Origin of the sequence: Chitinilyticum piscinae, from assembly GCF_015223195.1 — a bacterium.
GTDB lineage: Bacteria > Pseudomonadota > Gammaproteobacteria > Burkholderiales > Chitinibacteraceae > Chitinilyticum > Chitinilyticum piscinae.
Genome location: NZ_JADFUA010000001.1, coordinates 552,193 through 574,739 on the forward strand (window position 1 = coordinate 552,193; position 22,547 = coordinate 574,739).

The following is a 22,547-nucleotide window of genomic DNA, read 5'->3' on the forward strand; positions in this document are numbered from 1 at the left end:
TAGAGAAATGGATCGGATTGCCTGTTCGCGCCGGACTGGTGTGTGGAGGTATACGCAAGCCCTTGTTTTAGCGTAGAATATCGCCCCTTTTGCTTCACATTCATTCAGGGCAGCGATTTCCATGCTTTATCCCACCCGATATGACGTCATTGTGGTCGGTGGCGGCCACGCCGGCACCGAGGCCGCGCTCGCCAGCGCGCGCATGGGGCGCAAGACGCTGCTACTGACGCACAACATTGAAACGCTGGGCCAGATGAGCTGCAACCCGTCGATTGGCGGCATCGGCAAGGGGCATCTGGTGCGCGAAGTCGATGCGCTTGGCGGCGCGATGGCGCTGGCGACCGACATGAGCGGCATCCAGTTCAAGACGCTGAACGCCAGCAAGGGCCCGGCGGTTCGCGCCACGCGGGCGCAGGCCGACCGCGTACGCTACAAGGCGGCGATCCGGCACATGCTGGAAAACCAGCCCAATCTCGACATTTTCCAGCAGGAAGTCAGCGATTTGCTGCTGATTGGTGACAAAGTGGCGGGTGCGGTCACGCAGATCGGAATTCGTTTTGAAGCGAGCGCCGTAGTGCTGACCGCTGGCACCTTCCTGGGTGGCAAGATTCACGTGGGCCTCGAAAACCACGTTGGCGGGCGCGCTGGCGACCCAGCCTCGCTGACCTTGTCGCAGAAACTGCGCGAGTTGCAGCTGCCGGTTGGGCGCCTGAAAACCGGTACCCCGCCGCGCATCGACGGCCGCACCATCAATTTTGAAGTACTGGAGCGTCAGCCCGGCGATACGCCCGAGCCGGTATTCTCCGCTCGTGGCACCCGCAGCATGCACCCGCAGCAGTTGCCATGCTGGATTGCGCACACCAACACGCAGACGCACGACATCCTGCGCAGCGGCTTTGACCGCAGCCCGATGTTCACCGGCAAGATCGAAGGCGTCGGCCCGCGCTACTGCCCGTCGGTCGAGGACAAGATCAACCGCTTTGCCGACAAGGACAGCCATCAGGTCTTCCTCGAACCGGAAGGGCTGGATACGCATGAATATTATCCGGGCGGCTTTTCCACCAGCTTGCCGTTCGATATCCAGCTCGCCGCGCTCCGCTCGATCCACGGGCTGGAGAATGCGCGCATCCTGCGCCCTGGCTACGCCATCGAATACGATTACTTCGATCCGCGTGCACTGAAAGCCAGCTTCGAAACCAAATCGATTGCCGGCCTGTTTTTTGCCGGTCAAATCAACGGCACCACGGGCTATGAAGAAGCCGCCGCACAGGGGCTGTTCGCCGGCATGAACGCCGCGCTGTTCGCGCGTGATGAAGCGTCATGGTGTCCGGGGCGTGACGAGGCGTATCTGGGGGTATTGGTCGATGACCTAACCACACTGGGGGTTACCGAGCCATACCGCATGTTCACCAGCCGTGCCGAGTTCCGCCTGCAACTGCGCGAGGACAATGCCGACCTGCGCCTGACTGAACACGGCCGGCGTTTGGGTCTGGTGGGAGACGAGCAATGGGAACTGTTCTGCCGCAAGCGCGATGCGGTGGAAAAAGAATTGCAGCGCCTGAAATCCACCTGGGTGAATCCGCGCATTTTGGAGGCTGCGGAAGCCGAGCGCGTGCTGGGCAAGGCGATCGAACGCGAGTACAACCTGGCTGATCTGCTGCGTCGGCCCGAAGTCAGCTACACCAGCCTGATGACGCTAGCCTGCGCGCAGCCCGGCGACGGCGATGCCGTGACTGACGAGCAGGTCGTCGAGCAGGTGGAAATCCAGGTCAAATACCAAGGCTATATTGACCGCCAGCAGAACGAAGTCGCCCAGCGCGAACAGCTCGACCAGTTCCGCCTGCCGGCTGATCTGGATTACACGCAGGTGGTGGGTTTGTCCAAGGAGGTGCAGCAGAAGCTCAACGCTCACCGTCCGGAAACCATCGGCCAGGCCGGGCGCATCTCGGGGATTACTCCGGCGGCAATTGCGCTGCTGGTGGTGCACCTGAAAAAGCGCCAGCTGGGGGCAGTGGCACAGCAATAATTTCTGCATGGGGTATATTCATGCAGTCATGAATTTTATTGGATTGCGCCTTGATACCAAGTTAAGTATTCAGGCGTTTTCCCTGCTAATTAGGCACCACACATGAGTAATCTTGCATCGCAACTGTCCTCCGGACTCGCCGACCTGTCCCTGCCGCTGACAGACGCCCAGCAGCAGAAGCTGCTTGACTACGTCGCCCTGCTGGGCAAATGGAACAAAACCTACAGCCTGACCGCCATCCGCGAGCCCGAGCGCATGGTCACCCATCATCTGCTCGATTCACTGGCGCCGCTGACGGTGCTGGGCGAGACGCCGCTGCGAATTCTCGATGTGGGCTCTGGCTTCGGCACGCCGGGGATCCCGTGGGCCATTGCGCGGCCGGATTGGCAGCTGACCCTGCTGGATTCGAACCACAAGAAAACGACCTTCCTGCGCCAGGCTGTCATGGAATTGCAATTGGACAATGTCACGGTGGTGACGGACCGGGTGGAGCAGTATCATCCGGAAGCGCCATTTGTCTGCATCACCTCGCGGGCCTTTGCCGAGCTGAAGGATTTCGTGCAGTGGACCGGCCATCTGCTGGCTGCAGGCGGGCAGTGGGCGGCGTTGAAAGGGGTCTACCCGCATGAGGAAATCGCGCATCTGCCAGCGGGGGTTACCGTTGCCAGGGTGGATGCGCTGGCGGTGCCCGGGCTGGATGCCGAGCGTCATCTGGTGAAACTGCAGCAACAGTAAGTACTACATACGGATTCAAGCAATGAAAATTCTGGCTATTGCCAATCAGAAGGGCGGGGTGGGCAAGACCACTACCACGGTCAATCTGGCCGCCAGCCTTGCCCATCTCGGCAAGCGGGTGCTGCTGGTCGACCTCGACCCGCAGGGCAATGCCACGATGGGCAGCGGCATCGACAAGAGCAAGCTCAAACACACCGTGTACACCTTGCTGATCGGTGAATCGAGCGTTGCAGAGGCCATTCAGAACTCGGAAACGGGCGGCTTCGATGTGCTACCGACCAATCGGGAACTGGCGGGGGCCGAGGTTGAGTTGGTCGATGCCGACGCACGTGAGTCGCGGTTGAAATCGGCGCTGGAAGCGCTGGCAGGGCAGTATGATTTCGTGATTCTGGATTGCCCGCCCGCGTTGAACCTGCTGACCCTGAACGCACTGGTGGCTGCTGATTCGGTGATGATTCCGATGCAGTGCGAATACTATGCGCTGGAAGGCCTGTCCGATCTGGTCGGGACCCTCAAGCGCATCAAGCAGAATTTGAATCGCAAGATTGAAATCGAAGGGTTGCTGCGCACCATGTTCGACCCGCGCTCGACGCTGGCGCAGCAAGTGTCCGATCAGCTGGTCAAGCATTTCACCAGCAAGCTCTATCACACTGTTATTCCGCGCAACATCCGCCTGGCCGAAGCACCCAGCTACGGTCGCCCGATTCTGGCCTACGACAAATCGTCCAAGGGGGCGCAGGCCTACCTGCAATTGGCCGAAGAGCTGCTGGCAAGGCATAATCCGCAGCATTCGGCACAAGCGGTTTAAGCAAAATGGTCAGCAAGAAATTCAAGGGTCTCGGGCGCGGTCTGGATGCGCTGATGGGCGATAGTGCGCCGGTAGAAACGCTGCAGACGCTATCGGTGATGGCGCTGACAGCCGGTAAGTATCAGCCGCGCAGCCAGTTTGACCCCGAAGCCTTGCAGGAGCTGGCCGATTCGATCCGGGCGCAGGGACTGATGCAGCCGGTGCTGGTGCGCCCGCTGGGTGACGAGCGCTATGAAATCATCGCGGGTGAGCGCCGCTGGCGCGCGGCCCAGTTGGCCGGGCTAACCGAAATCAGCGCCCTGGTGCGTGATATCCCGGATGAAGCCGCGCTGGCGATGGCCCTGATCGAAAATATCCAGCGCGAGAACCTTAATGCCCTGGAAGAGGCCACCGGCCTGCAGCGCCTGATCGACGAATTCGGCATGACCCACGAATCGGCCGCCGAGGCGGTGGGCAAGTCACGCGCCACGGTGACCAATCTGCTGCGTCTGTTGTCCTTGTCCGAGCCGGTGCGTGACATGCTGATGGACGGTCAACTCGATATGGGCCATGCCCGCGCCTTGCTGCCGCTGGATACCCTGCGCCAGCTTGAAGCGGCGCGGCTGGTTGCCGTGAAAGGCCTGTCGGTGCGCGAAACCGAGGCACTGGTCAAGCGTCTGCTGGATGGTCCGCAGCAGAAGCAGCAGAAAAAGCCGGATCCGGATGTGCTGCGCCTGTGCGAATCGCTTTCGGAGAAAATCGGCGCCAAAGTCACACTGACGCCGGGGCGCAAGGGCTGCGGCCGGCTCACCATCGAATATGGCAGCCTTGATCAGCTGGATGCGCTGATTTCCAAATTCTGACACTGGATCAATTGGTGTTTTACCTTACGCTTGCGTGTAATTTTCCGTAACGGGTGTGTTGCGCACTGTTTCAGTGCAATGGCATGGGGCAGCAAAAAAAAACCTGTTCCGTCAATGTGCAAAATTGACGGAACTCAAGCTAGCTCCGTATAATCGCCGGGTTTTGCTGATGGTGGCACATGGTCAAGAAGGCGCAAATTTTCGGCGTGATCCGCATGCAGGTCGGGATCACTGTGGCGCTGGTTCTTCTCCTTGCGCTGCTGGCAGGCAAGAGCGCGGCGCTGTCCGGGCTCTGTGGTGGCGCAATTTCGCTGCTGGGTAGCCTGCTGTATGCCCGCATTGCCTTTCGCACTGCGTATGCCCCACCAGCCGCGTTATTACGAATGCATTTTGCAGCAGAGATGGCCAAGCTGGCTTTGACCTTTGTCGCCTTTGCTGCATTGTTTGTTTTTTATCGGCAGGTTGCTGCGCTGTGGGTGTTTGTCGGATACCTGGCAGCTGCGAGCGCCTACTGGTTCGGGCTTTTGTTTAAATTCGACGGTAAGAAATAACATGTCAGCATCTTCGAACGGACCTACCGCAACCGAGTATATCCAGCACCACTTGACACACGCTGGTGCTCATTCGGGTTTCCACCTGGATACTTTCTGGGTTGCCCTGATTCTCGGTTTTGTTTTCCTCGCCATCTTCGGTTATGCCGCCCGCAAGGCAACTTCCGGTGTTCCGGGCAAACTGCAGAATTTCGTCGAGCTGATCGTCGAAATGGTCGACAGTCAGATCAAGGATGCCTTCCACGCCAAGAGCAAGGTTATCGGCCCGCTGTCGCTGACCATCTTCGTCTGGATTTTCCTGATGAACTCGATGGACTTCTTGCCGGTGGATCTGCTGCCCCTGATCGCTCAGCACATTGGCGGCGCGCTGGGTTATGACCCGCATCATGTCTATCTGCGCGTTGTTCCGACTGCGGATGCCAACCAGACGTTCGCCATGTCGCTGACCGTAGTGCTGTTCATCATCGGTTTCTCCATCAAGGCCAAGGGTCTGGGTGGCTGGATCAAGGAACTGTTCACTGCCCCGTTCCATGCTGACGGTTTTATGAAGATCATCCTGGCTCCGGTGAACTTTGCCTTCCAGTTGATCGAGCTGGCGGCCAAGCCGATTTCCCTGGCACTGCGTCTGTTCGGCAACATGTATGCCGGTGAGCTGATCTTCATCCTGATCGCGCTGCTGCCGTTCTGGATCCAGTGGGTGCTGGGTGCGCCGTGGGCCATCTTCCACATTCTGGTTGTTACCCTGCAGGCCTTCGTATTCATGATGCTGACCATCGTGTATCTGAGCCTGGCGGTAGAAGATCACTAAGCTGTACCGAATTCTGTAAAGAATCGAGCCGGGGCGGTACTGCCGGTCTGGCGCGTGTAATCCCAACCTTTGTTTTACTCAACCTCAACTATCCTCTTTAGGAGATTTTTAAATGGCTGTTGCTGAAATCGCTTCCGTACAAAGCTTCACCGTTATCGCTGCTGCGATCATCATCGGTCTGGCTGCTATCGGTACCGCTCTGGGCTTTGCTATCCTGGGTGGCAAGTTCCTCGAGTCCTCCGCTCGCCAGCCGGAAATGATCCCGGTTCTGCAAACCAAGCTGTTCATTATCGCTGGTCTGCTGGACGCGATCTCCATGATCGGTGTTGGTGTTGCCATGCTGTACACCTTCAACAACCCGTTCCTGAACGCTGTTGTAGCTGCTGCTGCTAACTAATCATCCGATCAGCCTTTAAAGGAGGATTTTCAGCGTGAATATCAATTTGTCTCTGCTTGGTCAGATGATCACCTTCGGGATCCTGATCTGGTTCACGATGAAATTTGTCTGGCCTCCGCTGACTCAGATGATGGAAGAGCGTGCCAAGCGCATCGCTGACGGTCTGGCTGCTGCCGACCGCGCCAAGCAGGATCTGGCCAATGCCGAAAAGGCGTCGGCCGACAAGCTGCGCGAAGCGAAGCAACAGGCCGCCGAGATTATTGCTTCGGCAGAAAAACGCGCTGCCCAGCTGGTTGAAGAAGCCAAGGTTGCGGCCAAGTCCGAGGGCGAACGCCTTCTGGCTGGTGCTCAATCCGAGGTTGACCAGCAGGTTCACCAGGCCAAGGAAGCCCTGCGTCAGCAGGTAGCCGAACTGGCTCTGGCCGGTGCTGAAAAGATTCTGCGTAGCGAAATCGACGCGAACAAGCACAGCCAATTGTTGGCATCTATCAAAGCGGAACTGTAAGAACAGTCATGGCAGAAAACATCACCGTCGCAAGACCCTATGCCGAGGCTGTCTTTCGTCTGGCGAAAGAAACCGGCACGCTGACCCAATGGTCCGACGTGCTGGGCTCGCTCGCGCTGGTAGCCCAGAACGAGCAAGCGCTGGACGTGGTGGCCAATCCCAAGTTTTCCGCTGCTCAGGCGCAGGCCCTGCTGACGGATATTCTGGGTGGCGCGGCAACTGACGAAGTGAAGAACTTCATTGCCGTACTGCTGGAAAACCGTCGCTTCGCCCTTTTGCCGGCGATCGCCGAGTTGTTTGAAACCTACAAGGCAGCCAATGCCGGCGAGGTGGAAGCCGATATCGAAACGGCTTACGCCCTGTCCGATAGCGAGCTCGGTGAGCTGACCGCTGCCCTGAAGCAACAACTCAATCGCTCGGTGACTGCACGCGTGAGCGTTAATCCGGAACTGATCGGCGGCGTAAAAGTCACGGTCGGCGATCTGGTGATTGACGCCTCGGTACGCGGCAAGCTGGCAGAATTGGCCACAAGCCTGAAGAGCTAGGAGATTTTTTAATGCAACTCAATCCGTCCGAAATCAGTGAACTGATTAAAGCTCGGATCCAGAATCTGTCGGAAGGCGCGCAGTCCAGCACCACTGGTACCGTTGTCTCCGTAACCGACGGTATCGTCCGCGTACACGGCCTGTCCGATGTAATGCAGGGCGAAATGCTGGAATTCCCGGGCAACACCTTTGGTCTGGCGCTCAACCTCGAGCGTGATTCCGTGGGTGCCGTAGTACTGGGTGAGTACAAGCACATCGTCGAAGGCGACGAAGTGAAGTGTACCGGCCGCATTCTGGAAGTTCCGGTTGGTCGTGAACTGGTTGGCCGCGTGGTGAACGCACTGGGTCAGCCGATCGACGGCAAGGGCCCGCTGGGTACCTCCAAGACCAGCCCGATCGAAAAGATCGCTCCGGGTGTAATTGCCCGTCAATCCGTATCCCAGCCGCTGCAAACCGGTATCAAGTCCATCGACACCATGGTGCCGATCGGTCGTGGCCAGCGTGAGCTGATCATTGGTGACCGTCAGACCGGCAAGACCGCCGTTGCGCTGGACGCGATCATCAACCAGAAGGGTACTGGTGTTACGTGTATCTACGTTGCGATCGGCCAGAAGGCTTCGTCGATTGCCAACGTCGTACGCAAGCTGGAAGAGCACGGCGCCATGGGTCACACCATCGTTGTTGCCGCTTCCGCGTCCGAATCTGCTGCACTGCAATACATCGCGGCTTACTCCGGTTGCACCATGGGCGAATTCTTCCGTGACAACGGTGAAGATGCCCTGATCGTGTACGATGACCTGTCCAAGCAAGCCGTTGCTTACCGCCAGATCTCCCTGCTGCTGCGCCGCCCGCCGGGCCGTGAAGCATTCCCGGGCGACGTATTCTATCTCCACTCCCGTCTGCTGGAACGCGCTGCGCGTATCAACGACGTGGAAGTCGAGAAGCTGACCAACGGTGCCGTGAAGGGCAAGACTGGCTCGCTGACCGCGCTGCCGATCATCGAAACCCAGGCTGGTGACGTTTCCGCCTTCGTTCCGACCAACGTAATCTCGATTACTGACGGTCAGATCTTCCTGGAAACCGACCTGTTCAATGCCGGTATCCGTCCGGCCATGAATGCCGGTATCTCGGTATCCCGTGTGGGCGGCGCCGCTCAGACCAAGGTGATCAAGAAGCTGGGTGGTGGTGTACGTCTGGCTCTGGCTCAGTATCGTGAACTGGCTGCGTTCGCGCAGTTTGCTTCCGATCTGGACGAGGCTACCCGCAAGCAGCTGGAACGCGGCAAGCTGGTTACCGAGCTGATGAAGCAAGCTCAGTACAGCCCGCTGAAGGTTTCCGAACTCGGCGTTACCCTGCTGCTGATCAACAAGGGTTCCTACGACGACGTATCGGTTGAGAAGGCTTTGGCTTTCGAAGCTGCCTTCCTGTCGCACCTCAAGGCTAACCATGCAGATCTGCTGGCTCGCGTTGATGCGAAGGGTGAACTGTCTGGTGAAGACGAAGCTGCCATCATGAAGGCAGTGGAAAGCTTCAAGTCCAGCGCTGCCTACTGATCGATATTGAGACGAGGATCAGAACATGGCAAGCGGTAAGGAAATTCGCACCAAGATCAAAAGCGTAAAAAATACGCAGAAGATCACCCGCGCCATGGAAATGGTTGCCACGTCGAAGATGCGCAAGGCTCAGGATCGCATGCGGGCGGCCCGCCCTTACGGTGAAAAAATCCGTAATGTGGCTGCCCACCTGAGCGCTGCGCTGGTCGACTATGCGCACCCCTTCCTTAGCAAGCGCGATACCGTCAAGAAAGTCGGTGTCATTGTGGTGTCGTCTGACAAAGGCCTGTGTGGTGGCTTGAACACCAACATGCTGCGTCTGGCGGTCAATCGCCTCAAGGACTATGAGCAAAAGGGCATCAGCTTCGCCGTCACTGCGATTGGTAGCAAGGGTCTGGGTTTCATGAACCGTAGCCGCGCGAATGTCATTTCGCGTGTGGTCGGTCTGGGCGATACCCCGCACCTCGAGCAACTGATCGGGCCGATCAAGGTCATGATTGATGCTTACATCGCCGGTGAAGTGGACGAAGTACATATCGTCTACACCAAGTTCATCAACACGATGAAACAGGAACCGGTATTCGAGCAGTTGCTGCCGCTGTCAGGCGAGTCATTTGGCCAGCCTGAGCACGGTTACAACTGGGAATACCTGTACGAGCCGGATGCCAAGACCGTTATTGACGACCTGATGAACCGCTATCTGGAAGCGCTGGTGTACCAGGCTGTAGCGGAAAATATGGCGTCGGAAATGGCTGCCCGTATGGTGGCGATGAAGGCTGCGACCGACAACGCTGACAAGGTGATCGGCAACCTGCAACTGCTGTACAACAAGACCCGTCAAGCTGCGATTACGAAGGAACTGTCCGAAATCGTCGCCGGTGCTGCAGCGGTTTAATGGTTAGCCAACCCGAATTGATGAGAATTTAGGAAACGACGATGAGCCAAGGTAAAATCGTGCAAATCATCGGCCCGGTAGTCGACGTGGAATTTCCGCGTGACTCCCTGCCCAAGGTGTATGACGCACTCAAGCTCGTTGACCAGGATCTGACGCTGGAAGTCCAGCAGCAGCTTGGCGACGGTGTTGTGCGCTCCATTGCCATGGGTACCACCGATGGTCTGAAGCGCGGCATGAGCGTAGGCAATACCGGTAACCCGATTTCGGTACCGGTTGGTAACGCTACACTCGGCCGTATTATGGACGTACTGGGTAACCCGATCGACGAAGCCGGTCCGGTTAACGCAGAAACTGTTCGTGCCATTCACCAACCCGCCCCGAAGTTCGACGAGCTGAACCAGACCGTTGATCTGCTGGAAACCGGCATCAAGGTAATTGACCTGATTTGTCCGTTTGCCAAGGGTGGTAAGGTTGGTTTGTTCGGTGGTGCCGGTGTAGGCAAGACCGTAAACATGATGGAGCTGATCAACAACATCGCGAAGGCACACTCCGGTCTGTCCGTATTCGCAGGTGTTGGTGAGCGTACCCGTGAAGGTAACGACTTCTACCACGAAATGAAGGACTCCAACGTTCTTGATAAAGTGGCGATGGTCTATGGCCAAATGAACGAGCCGCCGGGTAACCGTCTGCGCGTGGCCCTGACCGGTCTGTCGATCGCGGAACACTTCCGTGACGAAGGTCGTGACATCCTGTTCTTCGTGGACAACATCTACCGTTACACCCTGGCCGGTACCGAAGTATCCGCGCTGCTGGGTCGTATGCCGTCTGCCGTAGGCTATCAGCCGACGCTGGCGGAAGAAATGGGTGCCCTGCAAGAGCGTATTACTTCCACCAAGACTGGTTCGATTACGTCCATTCAGGCCGTATACGTACCGGCGGATGACTTGACTGACCCGTCCCCGGCGACCACCTTCGCCCACTTGGACGCGACCGTGGTACTGTCCCGTGACATCGCCGCGCTGGGTATCTACCCGGCCGTTGATCCGCTGGATTCCACTTCCCGTCAGCTGGATCCGCAAGTCGTTGGTGACGAGCACTACTACGTTGCCCGTGGCGTGCAGTCCACCCTGCAGAAGTACAAGGAACTCCAGGACATCATCGCGATTCTGGGTATGGACGAACTGTCGGCTGAAGACAAGCTGACCGTAGCCCGCGCTCGTAAGATTCAGCGTTTCCTGTCCCAGCCGTTCCACGTTGCTGAAGTTTTCACTGGTTCCCCGGGCAAGTATGTACCGCTCAAGGAAACCCTGAAGGGCTTCAAGGGCATTCTCAACGGCGATTACGACCACCTCCCCGAACAGGCCTTCTACATGGTTGGCTCGATCGAGGAAGCAATCGAAAAAGCCAAGACCTTGCAATAAGGGGGTAGGCCATGGCGATGACCATGCATGTGGACGTCGTGAGCGCCGAGGAACTGATCTTTTCCGGTACCGCCGAGTTTATCTCGGCGCCTGCCGACAAAGGCGAAATCGGTATCCTGCCGCGTCACGCGCCGTTGCTCACCCGCATCCGCCCCGGTGCACTGCGCATCAAGCGAGCCGACAACACCGGCGAAGAGGATGTGATCCTCTTCGTTTCCGGCGGCCTGCTGGAAGTGCAGCCGCACGTAGTGACCGTACTGGCCGACACCGCGATCCGCGGTGCCGACATTGACGAAGCCAAGGCGATCGAGGCCAAGAAGAAGGCCGAAGAAGCGCTGAAGAACCACTCCGGTTCGATGGAGTTCGCGATGGCTCAGGCCGAGCTGATCGAAGCAGTCGCCAAGCTGGGTGTACTGTCCAAGATGAAGCATCGCGGCGGTCGCTAAGCGGAACGCACGCAGTCTTAGCAGTAACAATAAAGGGCAGCCTCAGGGCTGCCCTTTATTGTTTATGGGTATTGCCTCGCTGTCATGGAGTTTTCTGAGTTTCAGGTGTATACCAAGGCAAGTATGTGAACTGGCTCGCGTCAGGAAGCCACCGCTTGCAGATAAGGAGATAAATTGGCAATGTTACCGGACCTGTCTCCTGTCACTTCCCTGCCCGTACAGGGGCAAATCAGGATATGATTCACCTTTTACATAGCATCGCCGGCCTGCGCCCTGTGTGAGCCGGAGCAAAGCAGACAGCTGAATGAAGTGTGTTGATGATTTTCGTCTGAAGTTTGGCGACAAGGAATACGTGCCGATCATGATCGGCGGCATGGGTGTCGATATCTCGACGGCCGATCTGGCGCTTGAGGCTGCACGCCTTGGCGGTATCGGTCATATCTCCGATGCGATGATCAAGACGGTGACCGACCGCCGCTACCAGACGAAGTACGTCAAGGAAAAGCTGGCCAAGTACAAGTTCAACGTAAATAACGCCGACAAGTCCGTCGTGCAGTTTGACCTTGACCAACTGGCTGAAGCTCAGCGCATGCACGTGACCAAGACCATGGAACGCAAGCAGGGCGCTGGCATGGTGTTCATCAACGTCATGGAAAAACTGACGATGAACGCGCCGAAGGACACGCTGCGCGTGCGTCTGCATGCGGCACTGGATGCCGGCATTGACGGCATTACCCTCGCCGCCGGCCTGCATCTTGGCTCGTTTGCATTGATGGAAGATCACCCGCGTTTCCGCGATGCCAAGCTGGGTATCATCGTTTCATCGGTGCGTGCGCTGCAGTTGTTCCTGAAAAAGTCGGCGCGTACCGGTCGTTTGCCTGATTATGTCGTGGTCGAAGGCCCGCTGGCAGGCGGGCACCTCGGCTTCGGGCTGGACTGGGCCGAGTACGATCTGGAATCCATCGTGAAGGATGTGCTTGCCTGGCTGCAGGCGGAAAATCTTGCAATTCCGGTGATTCCGGCCGGTGGCATTTTCACCGGCAGTGATGCGGTCAAGTATCTGGAAATGGGCTGTGGTGCCGTGCAGGTGGCGACCCGCTTTACCGTAACCCGCGAATGTGGCCTGCCCGACAAGGTCAAGCAGGAATACTTCAAGGCCACCGAAGACCAGATCGAGGTCAACGAGCTGTCTCCGACCGGTTATCCGATGCGGATGATCAAGAGCTGTCCGGCAATTGGTTCTGGCATCAAGCCGAATTGTGAAGCCTATGGCTATCTGCTGGATGCCAGCGGCAACTGCGCCTATGTGACTGCCTACAACAAGGTGCTCGAAGCCAATCCGACCGCGAAGAAAATCTCCGAGATTCATGTCTACGAGAAGACCTGTCTGTGTACGCACATGCGTAATTTCGACTGCTGGACCTGTGGGCATTACACGTATCGCCTGAAGGACACCACGAATGTGCTGGCTGATGGCAGCTATCAGCTGTTGAGCGCCGAGCATGTGTTCAAGGACTATCAGTTCAGCAAGGGCAACACAGTCGCTTTGCCCCCGCTCGAAGCTTGATCGCCCTTCCCGCCATGAACAACGCCCGCGTTTGCGGGCGTTGTGGTTTCTGCTGTTATGCGTGAATGGGTACGGGCGCTGCGTCAGATTCCCGCAGGCAGATTGCCTGGCCGCGCGTGATCCTGCAGCGCAGCGGGCAGGCTCCAGCGCACAACCCCAGTAACACCCAGCGCATAGAGATAGCGCCCGTCCGGTGAAAATGCCAGATCGCGCAAATCACTGGCTTCAAAGCCGGTCGGCAGCTGCAGAGCAAGCGGGCTGCGCGCCACAGGCACATCCCACAGGGCAATCCGGTTGCTGGCTTTGCCGTCCCGTTCCTGCGCAAGCGCCAGCAGGCGGCCATTGGCTGAGCGCGCCATCGCCGACATGGCACTGCCCGGCTGATCGATGCTGGCTGAAAACAGCACCTTGCCCTGCCGGATATCCACGACGTAGGCGCCGTTCAGCCGCCGCGTTTCTCCCGAGGCATCGGTGAAGGTGCGCAGCCAGGGGCGGGCAACCCAGCCCGCCATCGACGCTGCCAGGGCTTGAGGTCCGGGATTATAGTTTTTGCTGTCCGCAGGCAAGGCAATACTGCTTAGGGTTTTGCCGCTCTCCGGATCAATCGCCACCAGTCCCCAATCGTCAGCGGCCCATTCCACACCGGCAGATTGCCCATGCACGGCTTGCAGATTGCCTGCCACTCCGGATTTCGCGCGCGCCGTTGCCGCTAGGGTCGTCGTGAACGTCGCATCGGCTTGCATCTGGCGAATCGTGTAATCCGGAATGGGATCATAAAAACGCGGCAGCTGATTGCTGCCCAGCTGCCAGTTTTGCCAGTCCCCTGCATGGCCAGGCAGCGCCTGGCTGCTGGTTTCGCCGCTGCGCAGATCATGGCGCTGCAGATACATGGTCTTGATGGTGCGCAGGCTGGACCACAGTGTTTGCCCATCGTTCGCCAGCGCCAGCGTGATGCCATTACTATTCAGCGGACTTTGCCACAGCGTTTGCCGTTGCGGAACGGCGGATGTCCAGCGATAGCGGTGCACGGTGGTGAGATAGGGATTGGCGTCGTCACGGGTGTAATGCGTTTCGCCCAGCAGCAGATCGCCGTTCGGCAACACCAGCAAGGTTTTGGGATCTGGTCTGAGGCGGGGCAAGGTGTCGATGGCGAGCGCCTGCCAGTTGTATCCCTCGCCCGGCAAAGCAGGCTCGGAAGCTGCCCGAATCTCGTGAAACTCGGGCAGGGGTGCGGCAGGGGGGGGCGGTTCCCAGAACTGCGGGGTATCGGCAATCGCAGTTTTGGCGGGCAAAGCAGCCAGCACCCTGCTGAGCAGGGCCTGCGGAACAATGTCGTAGGAATTCCAGGCCGATTGGCCGCAGCTGCCCATGATGCAGATTTTGAATTCGAACGGTTTATAGTCCGGGTTGGGATAGCGGTCTTTGCGACTGAGGATTACCGCCGTAAAGGGGGCATCGAGAAATGCGCTGACATCGTACATCCGGATGGTATCGGTCTGGATGAATCCGCCGGTTCTGGAACGATTTTCGCGGCTTGCCAGCCACTGCGGCTGCTCTGTTCGCTGCGCTTCGTTCGCCATGGAAATGTCTTGCACTTCGAAGATGTCGTGAGTGCGATTGCGCCCCATGGCCCAGGCATTTAGCTGCTTGAGATCGGCGGGAACAATGGCGCCAGCGGCAATCAGTTTCTGCCAGTCTGGGGCATGATTCTGGTCGATATACGCCTGTCGGACTTCCGGATGGCGTGATAGATAGAGCTGCCACCAGAGTTCGCCTTCTTCGTAGCGGTTCGCACCAGACATCTGCGTTCTACTGTAAAGAAGCGTGCCCTTTGTTTCCTCCAGCCGGAAACCTTCGCGCTTGAGCAGTGCTCTGACGGGTTCCTGCACTTCCGCCATGCTTGAAGGAATCAGCAGCACCACTTGCCTGGCCACCGTCGCCGTCGACGACAAGCGCGAATTGGGCGGCTTGGTCCAGTGCACCAGCGACTCACTGGTCTGTCCGGCGACCGGATACCAGTCCGGTTCAGCATTCTGGCTTTCGAACGGTTTGCTGGCGAGTTGCTCAGCCAATGTCTGGCCGCTCAGGCCGAGCAATGCAATCAGGAGAAGGCTGGAGGCGCGCATGGCTGTATATCGTCTGACACGAGGCATACATGGTGGCATGCGCTAGTGACGCTGTCGCAGAAATTGTGCGCAGTGCAAATTCTGTGCGTTCTTGCGCCAGCGCGTGAGCTGTCTGCCTGAATCGCCTATTGCACGCCATTTCTTACTCTCTGAGCTGCTTCTTCGAGAAGGCAAGCTATGTAACTAGCTGTGCAATTCGATTGCTGGCACTGTGCGTCTTATCCCTCTCGGCTAATGGACTACTGTCCTTGTCGCGAGGATGGCAGGAGAGGGGCGATCAATCACTGCAGCAAAGGTAATTAGGATTACCTCGGCTCAACGTGCAACAGACACGTGAACCCCTAGGAAGCAAAGTACGGCGCACGCACCCACAGGCATTTTAGTTTACGGCATCGGGGCGTTAGCCGTCGTGCTGACATATAATCAAACTCTGTTCCAGTTTCCCTGTGCCACCCACCAGTGGCTTGCCCAAGCCCTGTGCCCATGTCCGAGCAAGACCATTCCCCTGAACTGCGCCACCTGCAGCCCCTGTATCAGCGTTACGCCGCCAAGCCCGAGTTGTTGTTCCAGCTTGAACAGCAATTCGGCCTGCGCCGTGTTGCTGCGAATGACCCGGCCAAGCTGCCGGCACAGGCCGCATTGCAACTGAGCGAATATCTCTACCAGCAGGGGGATCCGCATGCGATGGCCTGGATCGCCAGCCAGCTGGATATGGCCGCTGGCGACGGAATTGTCTATTACCTGCGCAGCGCCATGACCTTGCGTCAGGCGCTCGGCGAATTGCATCGTCTTGGCCCAACCCTGTTTCCAGATGGCAACCTGGCGCTGGAAATCGGGCGTGACCGTTTCCAGATCCGGGTGCAGGCTGGCGACGGTGATAGCGCGGGGCCTGTACGCTTGGGGCGTGCGTTGCGCTACGAGGCGGTATTGGTTTGGCTGCGGCGGGTGATCGGCTATATAACAGGCCAGCCGCAGGTGCCTCTATCGGCTGCGTTGCAGCAGCCCTTGCAGGCCGCTGGCAGTGAACTGGTTGAATGGCTTGGAGTTGTTCCCGAAACGGGCTCGCCGCACTTTGCCCTTGCCTACCCGCTGGCCTTGCTCGACAGTGCCCTGCCGGGGAGCAGTACGGCCTTGCACCTCGGGCTGCGCGCGGCACTGGATCAGCGACTGAGTGTGTTGCGCCGTTCCGCCAGCGTGATCAGTGAAGTACTGGGCTGGCTGGACAGTCTGCCAAACCTGCAAGAGGCCAGTCTGGCTGCTGCGGCGGCAGCCCAGCATGTGGCAAGCAGTACCTTGCGCCGGCAGCTTGCGCAGGAAGGCACCCATTTTACCCAGTTGCTGAACGCATACCGTAAGGCCTATGCAGTTCGGGCTATTGTTAATACTGACGAAAAACCGGATACCCTTGCATTTTATCTCGGATATGCTGAGCGTAGCGTATTCGAGCGGGCATTCCGCCAATGGTGCGGGCTGAGCCCGATGCGATGCCGGCGCATGGCTCGCGAGCTGGGTACAGCGGGTAGCTGGGATACGCTGAGTGCAGTCGCGACACTGGGAGGAACCTGGCAACAGTCGTCATTGCAAACGCTGCTGCAGGGGCAAGAACGTCCCGATCCCTCGTTATTGCTGGCGTTGCTGCGGCAGGATCCGGTTTTGCATCCTTACCTGCTGGGCATGCTGTGCCTGCCCCGTTTTGGCGGCCAGGAACCGGATGTGCTGGATGATGTCGCCATGACCCGGCTGGGGTTGCCCCTGCTGCGTGATGTGGTTCATGGTCGGCCATCGGTGCCTTCTTCTCCGCGGATGCTGGCCTTGCAGCAGGCTGGCCGTACCCTCGCGAGCTGGTATGGCACAGCACGTGATCGTGACGGTATGCTACTGGCTGCCGAATGGCAATGGCTTGGGCTGGCTCTGTGTGACGCCGGTGACATCGTCGCGCTACGCCGTGCCAGCCTGCTGCTGCTGGTGTATTGGGGCTTGCCTGCCGGTTTGCTGCAGCCGCTCAATGACGAGGGACGTTCGAGCGATGAGGCCCGTTTCTTGCGGGATTGTGGTGCTGCTCTGCTGCAATTGCAGCGCGAACCGGGGCAGCTTGCTGCAATCAGCCGCGCGCTGGCGATTCATTTTCCCGGGCTGGCGCAGCGGGTGCTGGAAGAGCGGCTGGCGCTGTTGCTGGACGAACTCGCCCCCTGAGTCTCGGCCTGCCGGTTCCGGTCTTTTCCCTGGCGTTGCAACGGTAGATTGATGCCTAGCGGGGGCCGAAGCGAGGCGAGTCCGGTCCGGGCTGCGCCTGAATGGAACAAGGCCCGGATCAGACCGGGCCTTGTTGTGTGGCACTATCGCCAGTTTCTAGAACGGGTAGGCAGGCGTGGTTGCTGACAGATCAAGCCACTGGCCTGTCGAAACCTGATTGAACTTGCTGCGTTCCAGGGCATAGAACTGCTCTGGGAGTACCGGTAGATTCAGGTCCGCCACGGAATCCAGCGCCGTCTGCGACAGGGTGATGCCGTACATGGCGAAGATATTGCGCAGATCCTTGCCGATGATCTTCGAGCTCAGCACAAACAGCAGATCCGGATTGCTGATCTTGTTGTCGGCAAAGCGCCCCATGCCGTACTGATTCCGGTTGTTCGCATCCCAGGCTTTGGCTACCAGCCGGTCGCCCTTGGTCAGCAGCGTGAAGTAATCCATGCTGGCTTCCATGCTGGGGACCGCCTCATTGGCACGATAGCGGCTGAACAGGAAGGCGAGCTGGAAGTGCACGGCACGCATCGGATCCTGGGCATTCATGGTCCACAGCCGGCGCTGCATATCCAGCACCTTGTCGTTGCCATTAAGGCCGCTGGCACGATTGGCCACGATGTACTGGAACAGCTTGGGATGATCGGTTACGTGCCCGTTATCCACACCAATCAGCTTGTATTGCCGCATCATGTGGGCACTGGCCAGAATGTTGTTGTCGCATTCAACGACACAGCCCTGGCCGTTGAATTCGATGTGCATGACGCGCTGGACAGTGTTGTGACCCAGTTCGTGCGACCAGCCCCAGCCGGTACCCCCGACGCCTGCCGAGCCATCCGATGGGTTGCCCGAGCAGAGGAAGCCGCAAGCGGCCAGCCAGCCGACAAAGTGCTGCACATTCGGCGCCCGATGCAGCGGGCCGTCACAAGTCCAGCCGAATGCGGAACAGACTGCGGCCACATTCGCGCTCATCGGCATATTGCTGTAGCCATTGGCAATGTGGTTCGAGTCGAACAGCATGCCTTTCAGCTCGGTCTGCACATACCGTTCAGGATCAGCATTGGCATTGATGAACTTGGCAACTTGCTGGACCTCGCCACCGACCAGTTTGATGGTTTGCCAGCCGAAGTCCTTGCGCTGTGCCGCCGCGCGCGCTTCGCTGATTTCCGTGGCGCTCATTGTTCGGGTGAAGTCAAAGTGGCTGTACTTGACCACGCCCTTGACGCGCAGTTTCACGACTGAACCGGCTTGCGCACCGTTGTAGTTCAGAAAGAGCGGGCCACCGAACGGCGTAGTAAAGATGCGGGTTCCGCTAGTAGGCAGCGGCACGACGCCGGAAGTCGGATAGCGGGGGCGCTCGTAGTTATCGCTCAGCGGATTGCCCTGCGTACGCAGATAATTGGTGCGAACGCCGAGTGAGCTCGCGCCGGCGGCATCGACAATTTCAATTTCCACCGGCTTGCCCGGAATCGCTCCGCGACCGATTGCCGTATTGCCCGATCCCTGTGCGATGGTGACTTCGATGATTTCAGCCGTGGTGCTGGGTGCCAGGGTTTGCGCGATTGCCGGCATGTAATCACCCTGATCCGCCGAGGTCTTGGTGTAACGGCGGGCAAAAGCAACCCATGAATCGGACGCCATTGCGCGCAGGAAATCGATCGCGGGGCCGGTTTTGTTCAGTGGGCCATAGCGTACATTCGGACGCCAGACGTCGGCCCACAGCAAGAGCAGGCGGTGCAATTCGGTGTTGGGCTGGCTAAAGATATCCAGACCGCGGCTATCGAAAATCCGCATTTCTGCGCGCAGATCATCGATCGGGCCAATCGGTGCGGTATTGCTCCAGTCATGCACCAGTTGATCGTTCTGCAGCATGGCCAGGGTGTCGGCAAGCGCACCCATCTGGTCGATGCGTTTCAGGTGATCGGCGAGGGTCAGCCCGGCGGCGATATTGACCCGATTACCTGCAAAATAGTTGCCAGGGTAGCCTCCAATAATCATGCCCATGCTGGTGAGCACATGTTGCCCGTTGCCCGCACTCCAACTGTTGTGGACATATAGTACCGGCTTGCCTGCAGAGAGATAGCGGCTGGTTAGTGTGCCTACTATCGGATTGTCGGGAACCCCACGGCCAAACACGATGAGATCGCTGTTTTGCCAGCAGGTATTTTCCTCGGCCACATTGCAACTGACTGCTTCGGCATTCCAACCCATGGCCTTAAGTGTGGTAACTACTGGGGTGGCTGAGTAACCTGATGCTGCAACCCGGATCGTAGACCCTATTGCTGTATTGGCTTTACCAGTCAATTGCCAGGCAAGAACTCGCTTTAGGATAGGCAAGTGCTGTTTAAGATAGGTGGCCGGCGCAGGGGCTGCGAGTGCCGAGAAAATATCATTTCCATAGGCTACAGCCCTCCCAGACCCTTGCTGCGACCAAGCAGCAAGCACCTCGCCGCCATCGCTGACAAGTAATGGCGAGGCTGATGTGCTGATAAAGGGTGTGACGGTCACACTGTGCTGGCCCGGCGCATAACTGAAATCCTGAATGCCATTAAAGATATCAGCGGTAATAGCTTGTTGTTGTTGCTTGTACTGCTGAGCCAGTAACTGAGCGCGTTGCAAAATTGACTTGTGATCAGTTAGTGCTGCCGGATTTCCGCTTTTAAGAGCTGAATCAAGCAGAGCGTTCCCTGTCAACGTAGGTGTTGGGGTGGGGACAGGGGTAGGGCTCGGCTTTGGGGGGGGGGTAACTACTGGTGTGGTCGAGGGGCGCGGAGTTGGGGTCGCTGTGGGTACCAAGCTAGGTTTAGGCGTAGTGGTACTAACCGGTGTAGGAGTAGGCCGCAGCGTAGGCGTTGCAGTGGGTGCCGAACTGGGCTTGGGCGTAGCAGTACTAACCGGTGTAGGAGTGGGCCGCAGCGTAGGCGTTGCAGTGGGTGCCGAGCTGGGCTTGGGCGTAGCGGTACTAACAGGTGTGGGGGTGGGCCGCAGCGTTGGGGTGACAGTTGGGGCCGAGCTTGGCTTGGGTGTAGCAGTAGTAACTGGCGTAGGAGTAGGCCGCAGCGTGGGAGTAACGGCTGGGGCCAAACTCGGCTTGGGCGTAGCGGTAATAATTGGTGTGGGAGTAGGCCGCGGCGTTGGGGTGACAGTTGGGGCCGAGCTTGGCTTGGGTGTAGCAGTAGTAACTGGCGTAGGAGTAGGCCGCAGCGTGGGAGTAACGGCTGGGGCCAAACTCGGCTTGGGCGTAGCGGTACTAACTGGCGTAGCAGTCGGCCGCAACGTTGGTGTTGCTGCGGGGGCGATACTTGGCTTGGGTGTCGGAGAGAGTGTCGCCGTAGTTGGCGTGTTGTCCTCTGCCCATACCATTACCGTATGAGGGCTATCCGGGGCATCCCCTTGGCTGTACCAGCGGTTAACGTAGATTTTGCCTTTATACAGGACGCGAGTACCCGCCCGATCGTAGACAGTATCTGGGGCCCATGCAGCGGGCAATGTAGTGTTCGCACTGGCATCTGCCAAATGGAGAAAGCCAATGGCAAGTAGTGTGAATGAGGCTAGAAAAGGAGGGCGGTGCATTGCGCGTGATTCCTCTAACGGGACTATCGAGCTGCCGAGGATATTGAATATAAGATTTTGTTGATACTGCGGATGAGCTCATGTTTATGACGTTCGGGTTCGCCCCGACGAGAGGGCTGCTTCCGATCTATGGGCAGTGAAAGTGCAGCCGCTTCTCACGCGGTATTCACTGAACTTTAGGTAGAATCTAATGCACTTCGTGGCGCGACGGATCGTTGAATAGCAGTACGGTCTTCTTTTAATACCGAGGATGGCAACATGCAATACTGGCTGATGAAGTCTGAACCCGACGATGTCAGCATTGACGATCTTGCCCACCGGGGCGAGGTCGGTTGGTATGGGGTGCGCAATTATCAGGCTCGCAATTTCATGCGGGATGCCATGCAGCTCGGTGATGGCGTGCTCTTCTATCACTCCAGCTGCTCAGAACCGGGCATCGCCGGTCTGGCTGCGGTGTCCCGGCTGGCCTATCCCGACCCGACCCAGTTCGATCCCGCCAGTCCGTATTTCGATGCCAAGTCCAGTCCCGGGCAACCCCGCTGGTTGCAGGTTGACGTGCGCTTTGTCGCCCGAACCCGTTTGCTGGGGCTGGACGAGCTGCGACGCTATTCCGAGTTGGCCGGCATGCAGGTGCTGCGGCGGGGCAACCGGCTTTCCATCACCCCCGTTACCGAATCGGAGTGGACGTTCATCACGTCCTTGCTGGCATGCTGAGCCTGATTCTTGCCTGTCTGCTGGTCGGTGCCATTGCTGGTTTGCTTGCAGGCATGTTCGGCGTTGGAGGTGGCACGGTGATCGTGCCGGGTCTGCTCCTGGTTTTGCCGCTGGTGGGGGTCGGGCCGGCGGATATCCAGCATGTGGCGCTGGGGACCTCGCTGGCCAGCATTGTGTTTACCGGCCTTTCCAGTGCCCGGGCACATCAGGCTCGCGGTGGTGTGCACTGGTCTGCCGTGCAGCGCCTGCTGCCGGGGATTGCTCTGGGTACGCTGGCTGGGGCACTGCTGGCCGGGCGGATGTCCGGCCTGGTGCTGCAATGGATATTTGTCATTTTCGTCTATGGCATGTCGTTGCAGATACTGCTGGATATGAAGCCGGCTCCCGGAGCTTCGTTGCCCGGCTATGCTGGTAATGGTGCGGTCGGGGCGGTAATCGGCTGCCTCTCGAGCTGGATCGGGATTGGTGGCGGGGCGCTGACTGTGCCCTGGTTATTGCGCTGCAATCTGCCGATGAAGGTGGCTGTTGGTACTTCCTCGGCCGTCGGGGTGCCACTGGCACTGGCCGGAACGCTTGGTTATGCCCTGTCCGGCTGGCAGCAGAGCGGGCTGCCCTCAGGCAGCACGGGGTATGTGTATTGGCCTGCCGTCCTGGCAATTGTCCTGGCCAGTTTCCCGCTCACCCGATATGGCGCGGCACTGGCGCACCGTTTGCCGGCAGCCAAGCTGAAGAAGGCCTTTGCGGTATTGCTGATCATCGTTGCCAGCCGGATGCTGTATGGTTTGCTCTAGGCT

The 22,547-nt window shown here is 58.5% G+C and carries 19 protein-coding genes; 17 read left to right on the plus strand and 2 right to left on the minus strand.

Translation table 11 applies throughout. From position 1 onward, the window contains the following. Positions 1 to 121: 121 nt before the first annotated feature. The 14 genes from mnmG to INR99_RS02595 all read left to right on the plus strand — a co-directional run bounded on the left by mnmG (position 122) and on the right by INR99_RS02595 (position 13,099). Entirely contained in the window at positions 122 to 2,026 is a 1,905-nt protein-coding gene (gene mnmG / locus INR99_RS02530; RefSeq protein WP_194114711.1) for a tRNA uridine-5-carboxymethylaminomethyl(34) synthesis enzyme MnmG, read from the plus strand. 102 nt (positions 2,027 to 2,128) lie between these two features. Next, on the plus strand, positions 2,129 to 2,761 hold the full coding sequence (rsmG, locus tag INR99_RS02535) for a 16S rRNA (guanine(527)-N(7))-methyltransferase RsmG (RefSeq protein WP_194114712.1): 633 nt from the start codon (positions 2,129 to 2,131) through the stop codon (positions 2,759 to 2,761). Between the two features lie 22 nt (positions 2,762 to 2,783). Beyond that, entirely contained in the window at positions 2,784 to 3,569 is a 786-nt protein-coding gene (locus INR99_RS02540; protein ID WP_194114713.1) for a ParA family protein, read from the plus strand. Positions 3,570 to 3,574: 5 nt separating this feature from the next. After that, positions 3,575 to 4,411: a ParB/RepB/Spo0J family partition protein gene (locus INR99_RS02545; RefSeq protein WP_194114714.1), complete on the plus strand. Its 837-nt coding sequence runs from the start codon at positions 3,575 to 3,577 to the stop codon at positions 4,409 to 4,411. Positions 4,412 to 4,590: 179 nt separating this feature from the next. Next, entirely contained in the window at positions 4,591 to 4,962 is a 372-nt protein-coding gene (locus INR99_RS02550; protein WP_194114715.1) for an ATP synthase subunit I, read from the plus strand. A gap of 1 nt (position 4,963) precedes the next feature. Further along, positions 4,964 to 5,770 (plus strand): F0F1 ATP synthase subunit A, encoded by an 807-nt coding sequence (gene atpB, locus INR99_RS02555; protein WP_194114716.1) that lies wholly within the window; start codon positions 4,964 to 4,966, stop codon positions 5,768 to 5,770. A gap of 112 nt (positions 5,771 to 5,882) precedes the next feature. Continuing rightward, positions 5,883 to 6,167 carry a F0F1 ATP synthase subunit C gene (atpE, locus tag INR99_RS02560; protein ID WP_028453977.1) on the plus strand — a complete coding sequence of 95 codons (285 nt, stop codon included), beginning with the start codon at positions 5,883 to 5,885 and terminating at the stop codon, positions 6,165 to 6,167. A 34-nt stretch (positions 6,168 to 6,201) separates the two neighbouring features. Further along, positions 6,202 to 6,672, plus strand: a complete 471-nt coding sequence (locus INR99_RS02565) for a F0F1 ATP synthase subunit B (RefSeq protein ID WP_194114717.1) — start codon at positions 6,202 to 6,204, stop codon at positions 6,670 to 6,672. 8 nt (positions 6,673 to 6,680) lie between these two features. Continuing rightward, complete coding sequence (locus INR99_RS02570; protein WP_194114718.1) at positions 6,681 to 7,217, plus strand: F0F1 ATP synthase subunit delta; 537 nt, start codon at positions 6,681 to 6,683, stop codon at positions 7,215 to 7,217. Between the two features lie 11 nt (positions 7,218 to 7,228). Next, positions 7,229 to 8,770, plus strand: coding sequence for a F0F1 ATP synthase subunit alpha (atpA, locus tag INR99_RS02575; RefSeq protein WP_194114719.1), 1,542 nt, complete (start codon positions 7,229 to 7,231; stop codon positions 8,768 to 8,770). 25 nt (positions 8,771 to 8,795) lie between these two features. After that, a complete protein-coding gene (atpG, locus tag INR99_RS02580; protein ID WP_194114720.1) occupies positions 8,796 to 9,665 on the plus strand; it encodes a F0F1 ATP synthase subunit gamma in 870 nt (289 codons plus the stop codon). Positions 9,666 to 9,706: 41 nt separating this feature from the next. Next, the gene (gene atpD, locus INR99_RS02585) at positions 9,707 to 11,086 is read left to right on the plus strand and encodes a F0F1 ATP synthase subunit beta (protein ID WP_194114721.1); all 1,380 of its coding nucleotides are present in this window, start codon (positions 9,707 to 9,709) and stop codon (positions 11,084 to 11,086) included. Between the two features lie 11 nt (positions 11,087 to 11,097). Next, positions 11,098 to 11,532 carry a F0F1 ATP synthase subunit epsilon gene (locus INR99_RS02590; RefSeq protein WP_194114722.1) on the plus strand — a complete coding sequence of 145 codons (435 nt, stop codon included), beginning with the start codon at positions 11,098 to 11,100 and terminating at the stop codon, positions 11,530 to 11,532. Between the two features lie 304 nt (positions 11,533 to 11,836). After that, entirely contained in the window at positions 11,837 to 13,099 is a 1,263-nt protein-coding gene (locus INR99_RS02595; RefSeq protein ID WP_194114723.1) for a nitronate monooxygenase, read from the plus strand. An 83-nt stretch (positions 13,100 to 13,182) separates the two neighbouring features. Here INR99_RS02595 and INR99_RS02600 read toward each other — a convergent pair whose 3' ends face one another. Next, positions 13,183 to 15,225 carry a YncE family protein gene (locus INR99_RS02600; protein WP_194114724.1) on the minus strand — a complete coding sequence of 681 codons (2,043 nt, stop codon included), beginning with the start codon at positions 15,223 to 15,225 and terminating at the stop codon, positions 13,183 to 13,185. Between the two features lie 483 nt (positions 15,226 to 15,708). Here INR99_RS02600 and INR99_RS02605 point away from each other — a divergent pair, with 483 nt between their 5' ends. Then, a complete protein-coding gene (locus INR99_RS02605) occupies positions 15,709 to 17,418 on the plus strand; it encodes an AraC family transcriptional regulator (RefSeq protein ID WP_194114725.1) in 1,710 nt (569 codons plus the stop codon). A gap of 156 nt (positions 17,419 to 17,574) precedes the next feature. Here INR99_RS02605 and INR99_RS02610 read toward each other — a convergent pair whose 3' ends face one another. Beyond that, positions 17,575 to 21,039, minus strand: a complete 3,465-nt coding sequence (locus INR99_RS02610) for an ImpA family metalloprotease (protein WP_308431429.1) — start codon at positions 21,037 to 21,039, stop codon at positions 17,575 to 17,577. Positions 21,040 to 21,297: 258 nt separating this feature from the next. Between INR99_RS02610 and INR99_RS02615 the strand changes: the two genes are divergently transcribed. Together INR99_RS02615 and INR99_RS02620 are read left to right on the plus strand one after the other, a co-directional pair. Then, positions 21,298 to 21,753 carry an EVE domain-containing protein gene (locus INR99_RS02615; protein WP_194114727.1) on the plus strand — a complete coding sequence of 152 codons (456 nt, stop codon included), beginning with the start codon at positions 21,298 to 21,300 and terminating at the stop codon, positions 21,751 to 21,753. Next, complete coding sequence (locus INR99_RS02620) at positions 21,747 to 22,544, plus strand: sulfite exporter TauE/SafE family protein (protein ID WP_194114728.1); 798 nt, start codon at positions 21,747 to 21,749, stop codon at positions 22,542 to 22,544. Before INR99_RS02615 ends, INR99_RS02620 begins: the two co-directional genes overlap by 7 nt. Positions 22,545 to 22,547 lie beyond the last annotated feature (3 nt).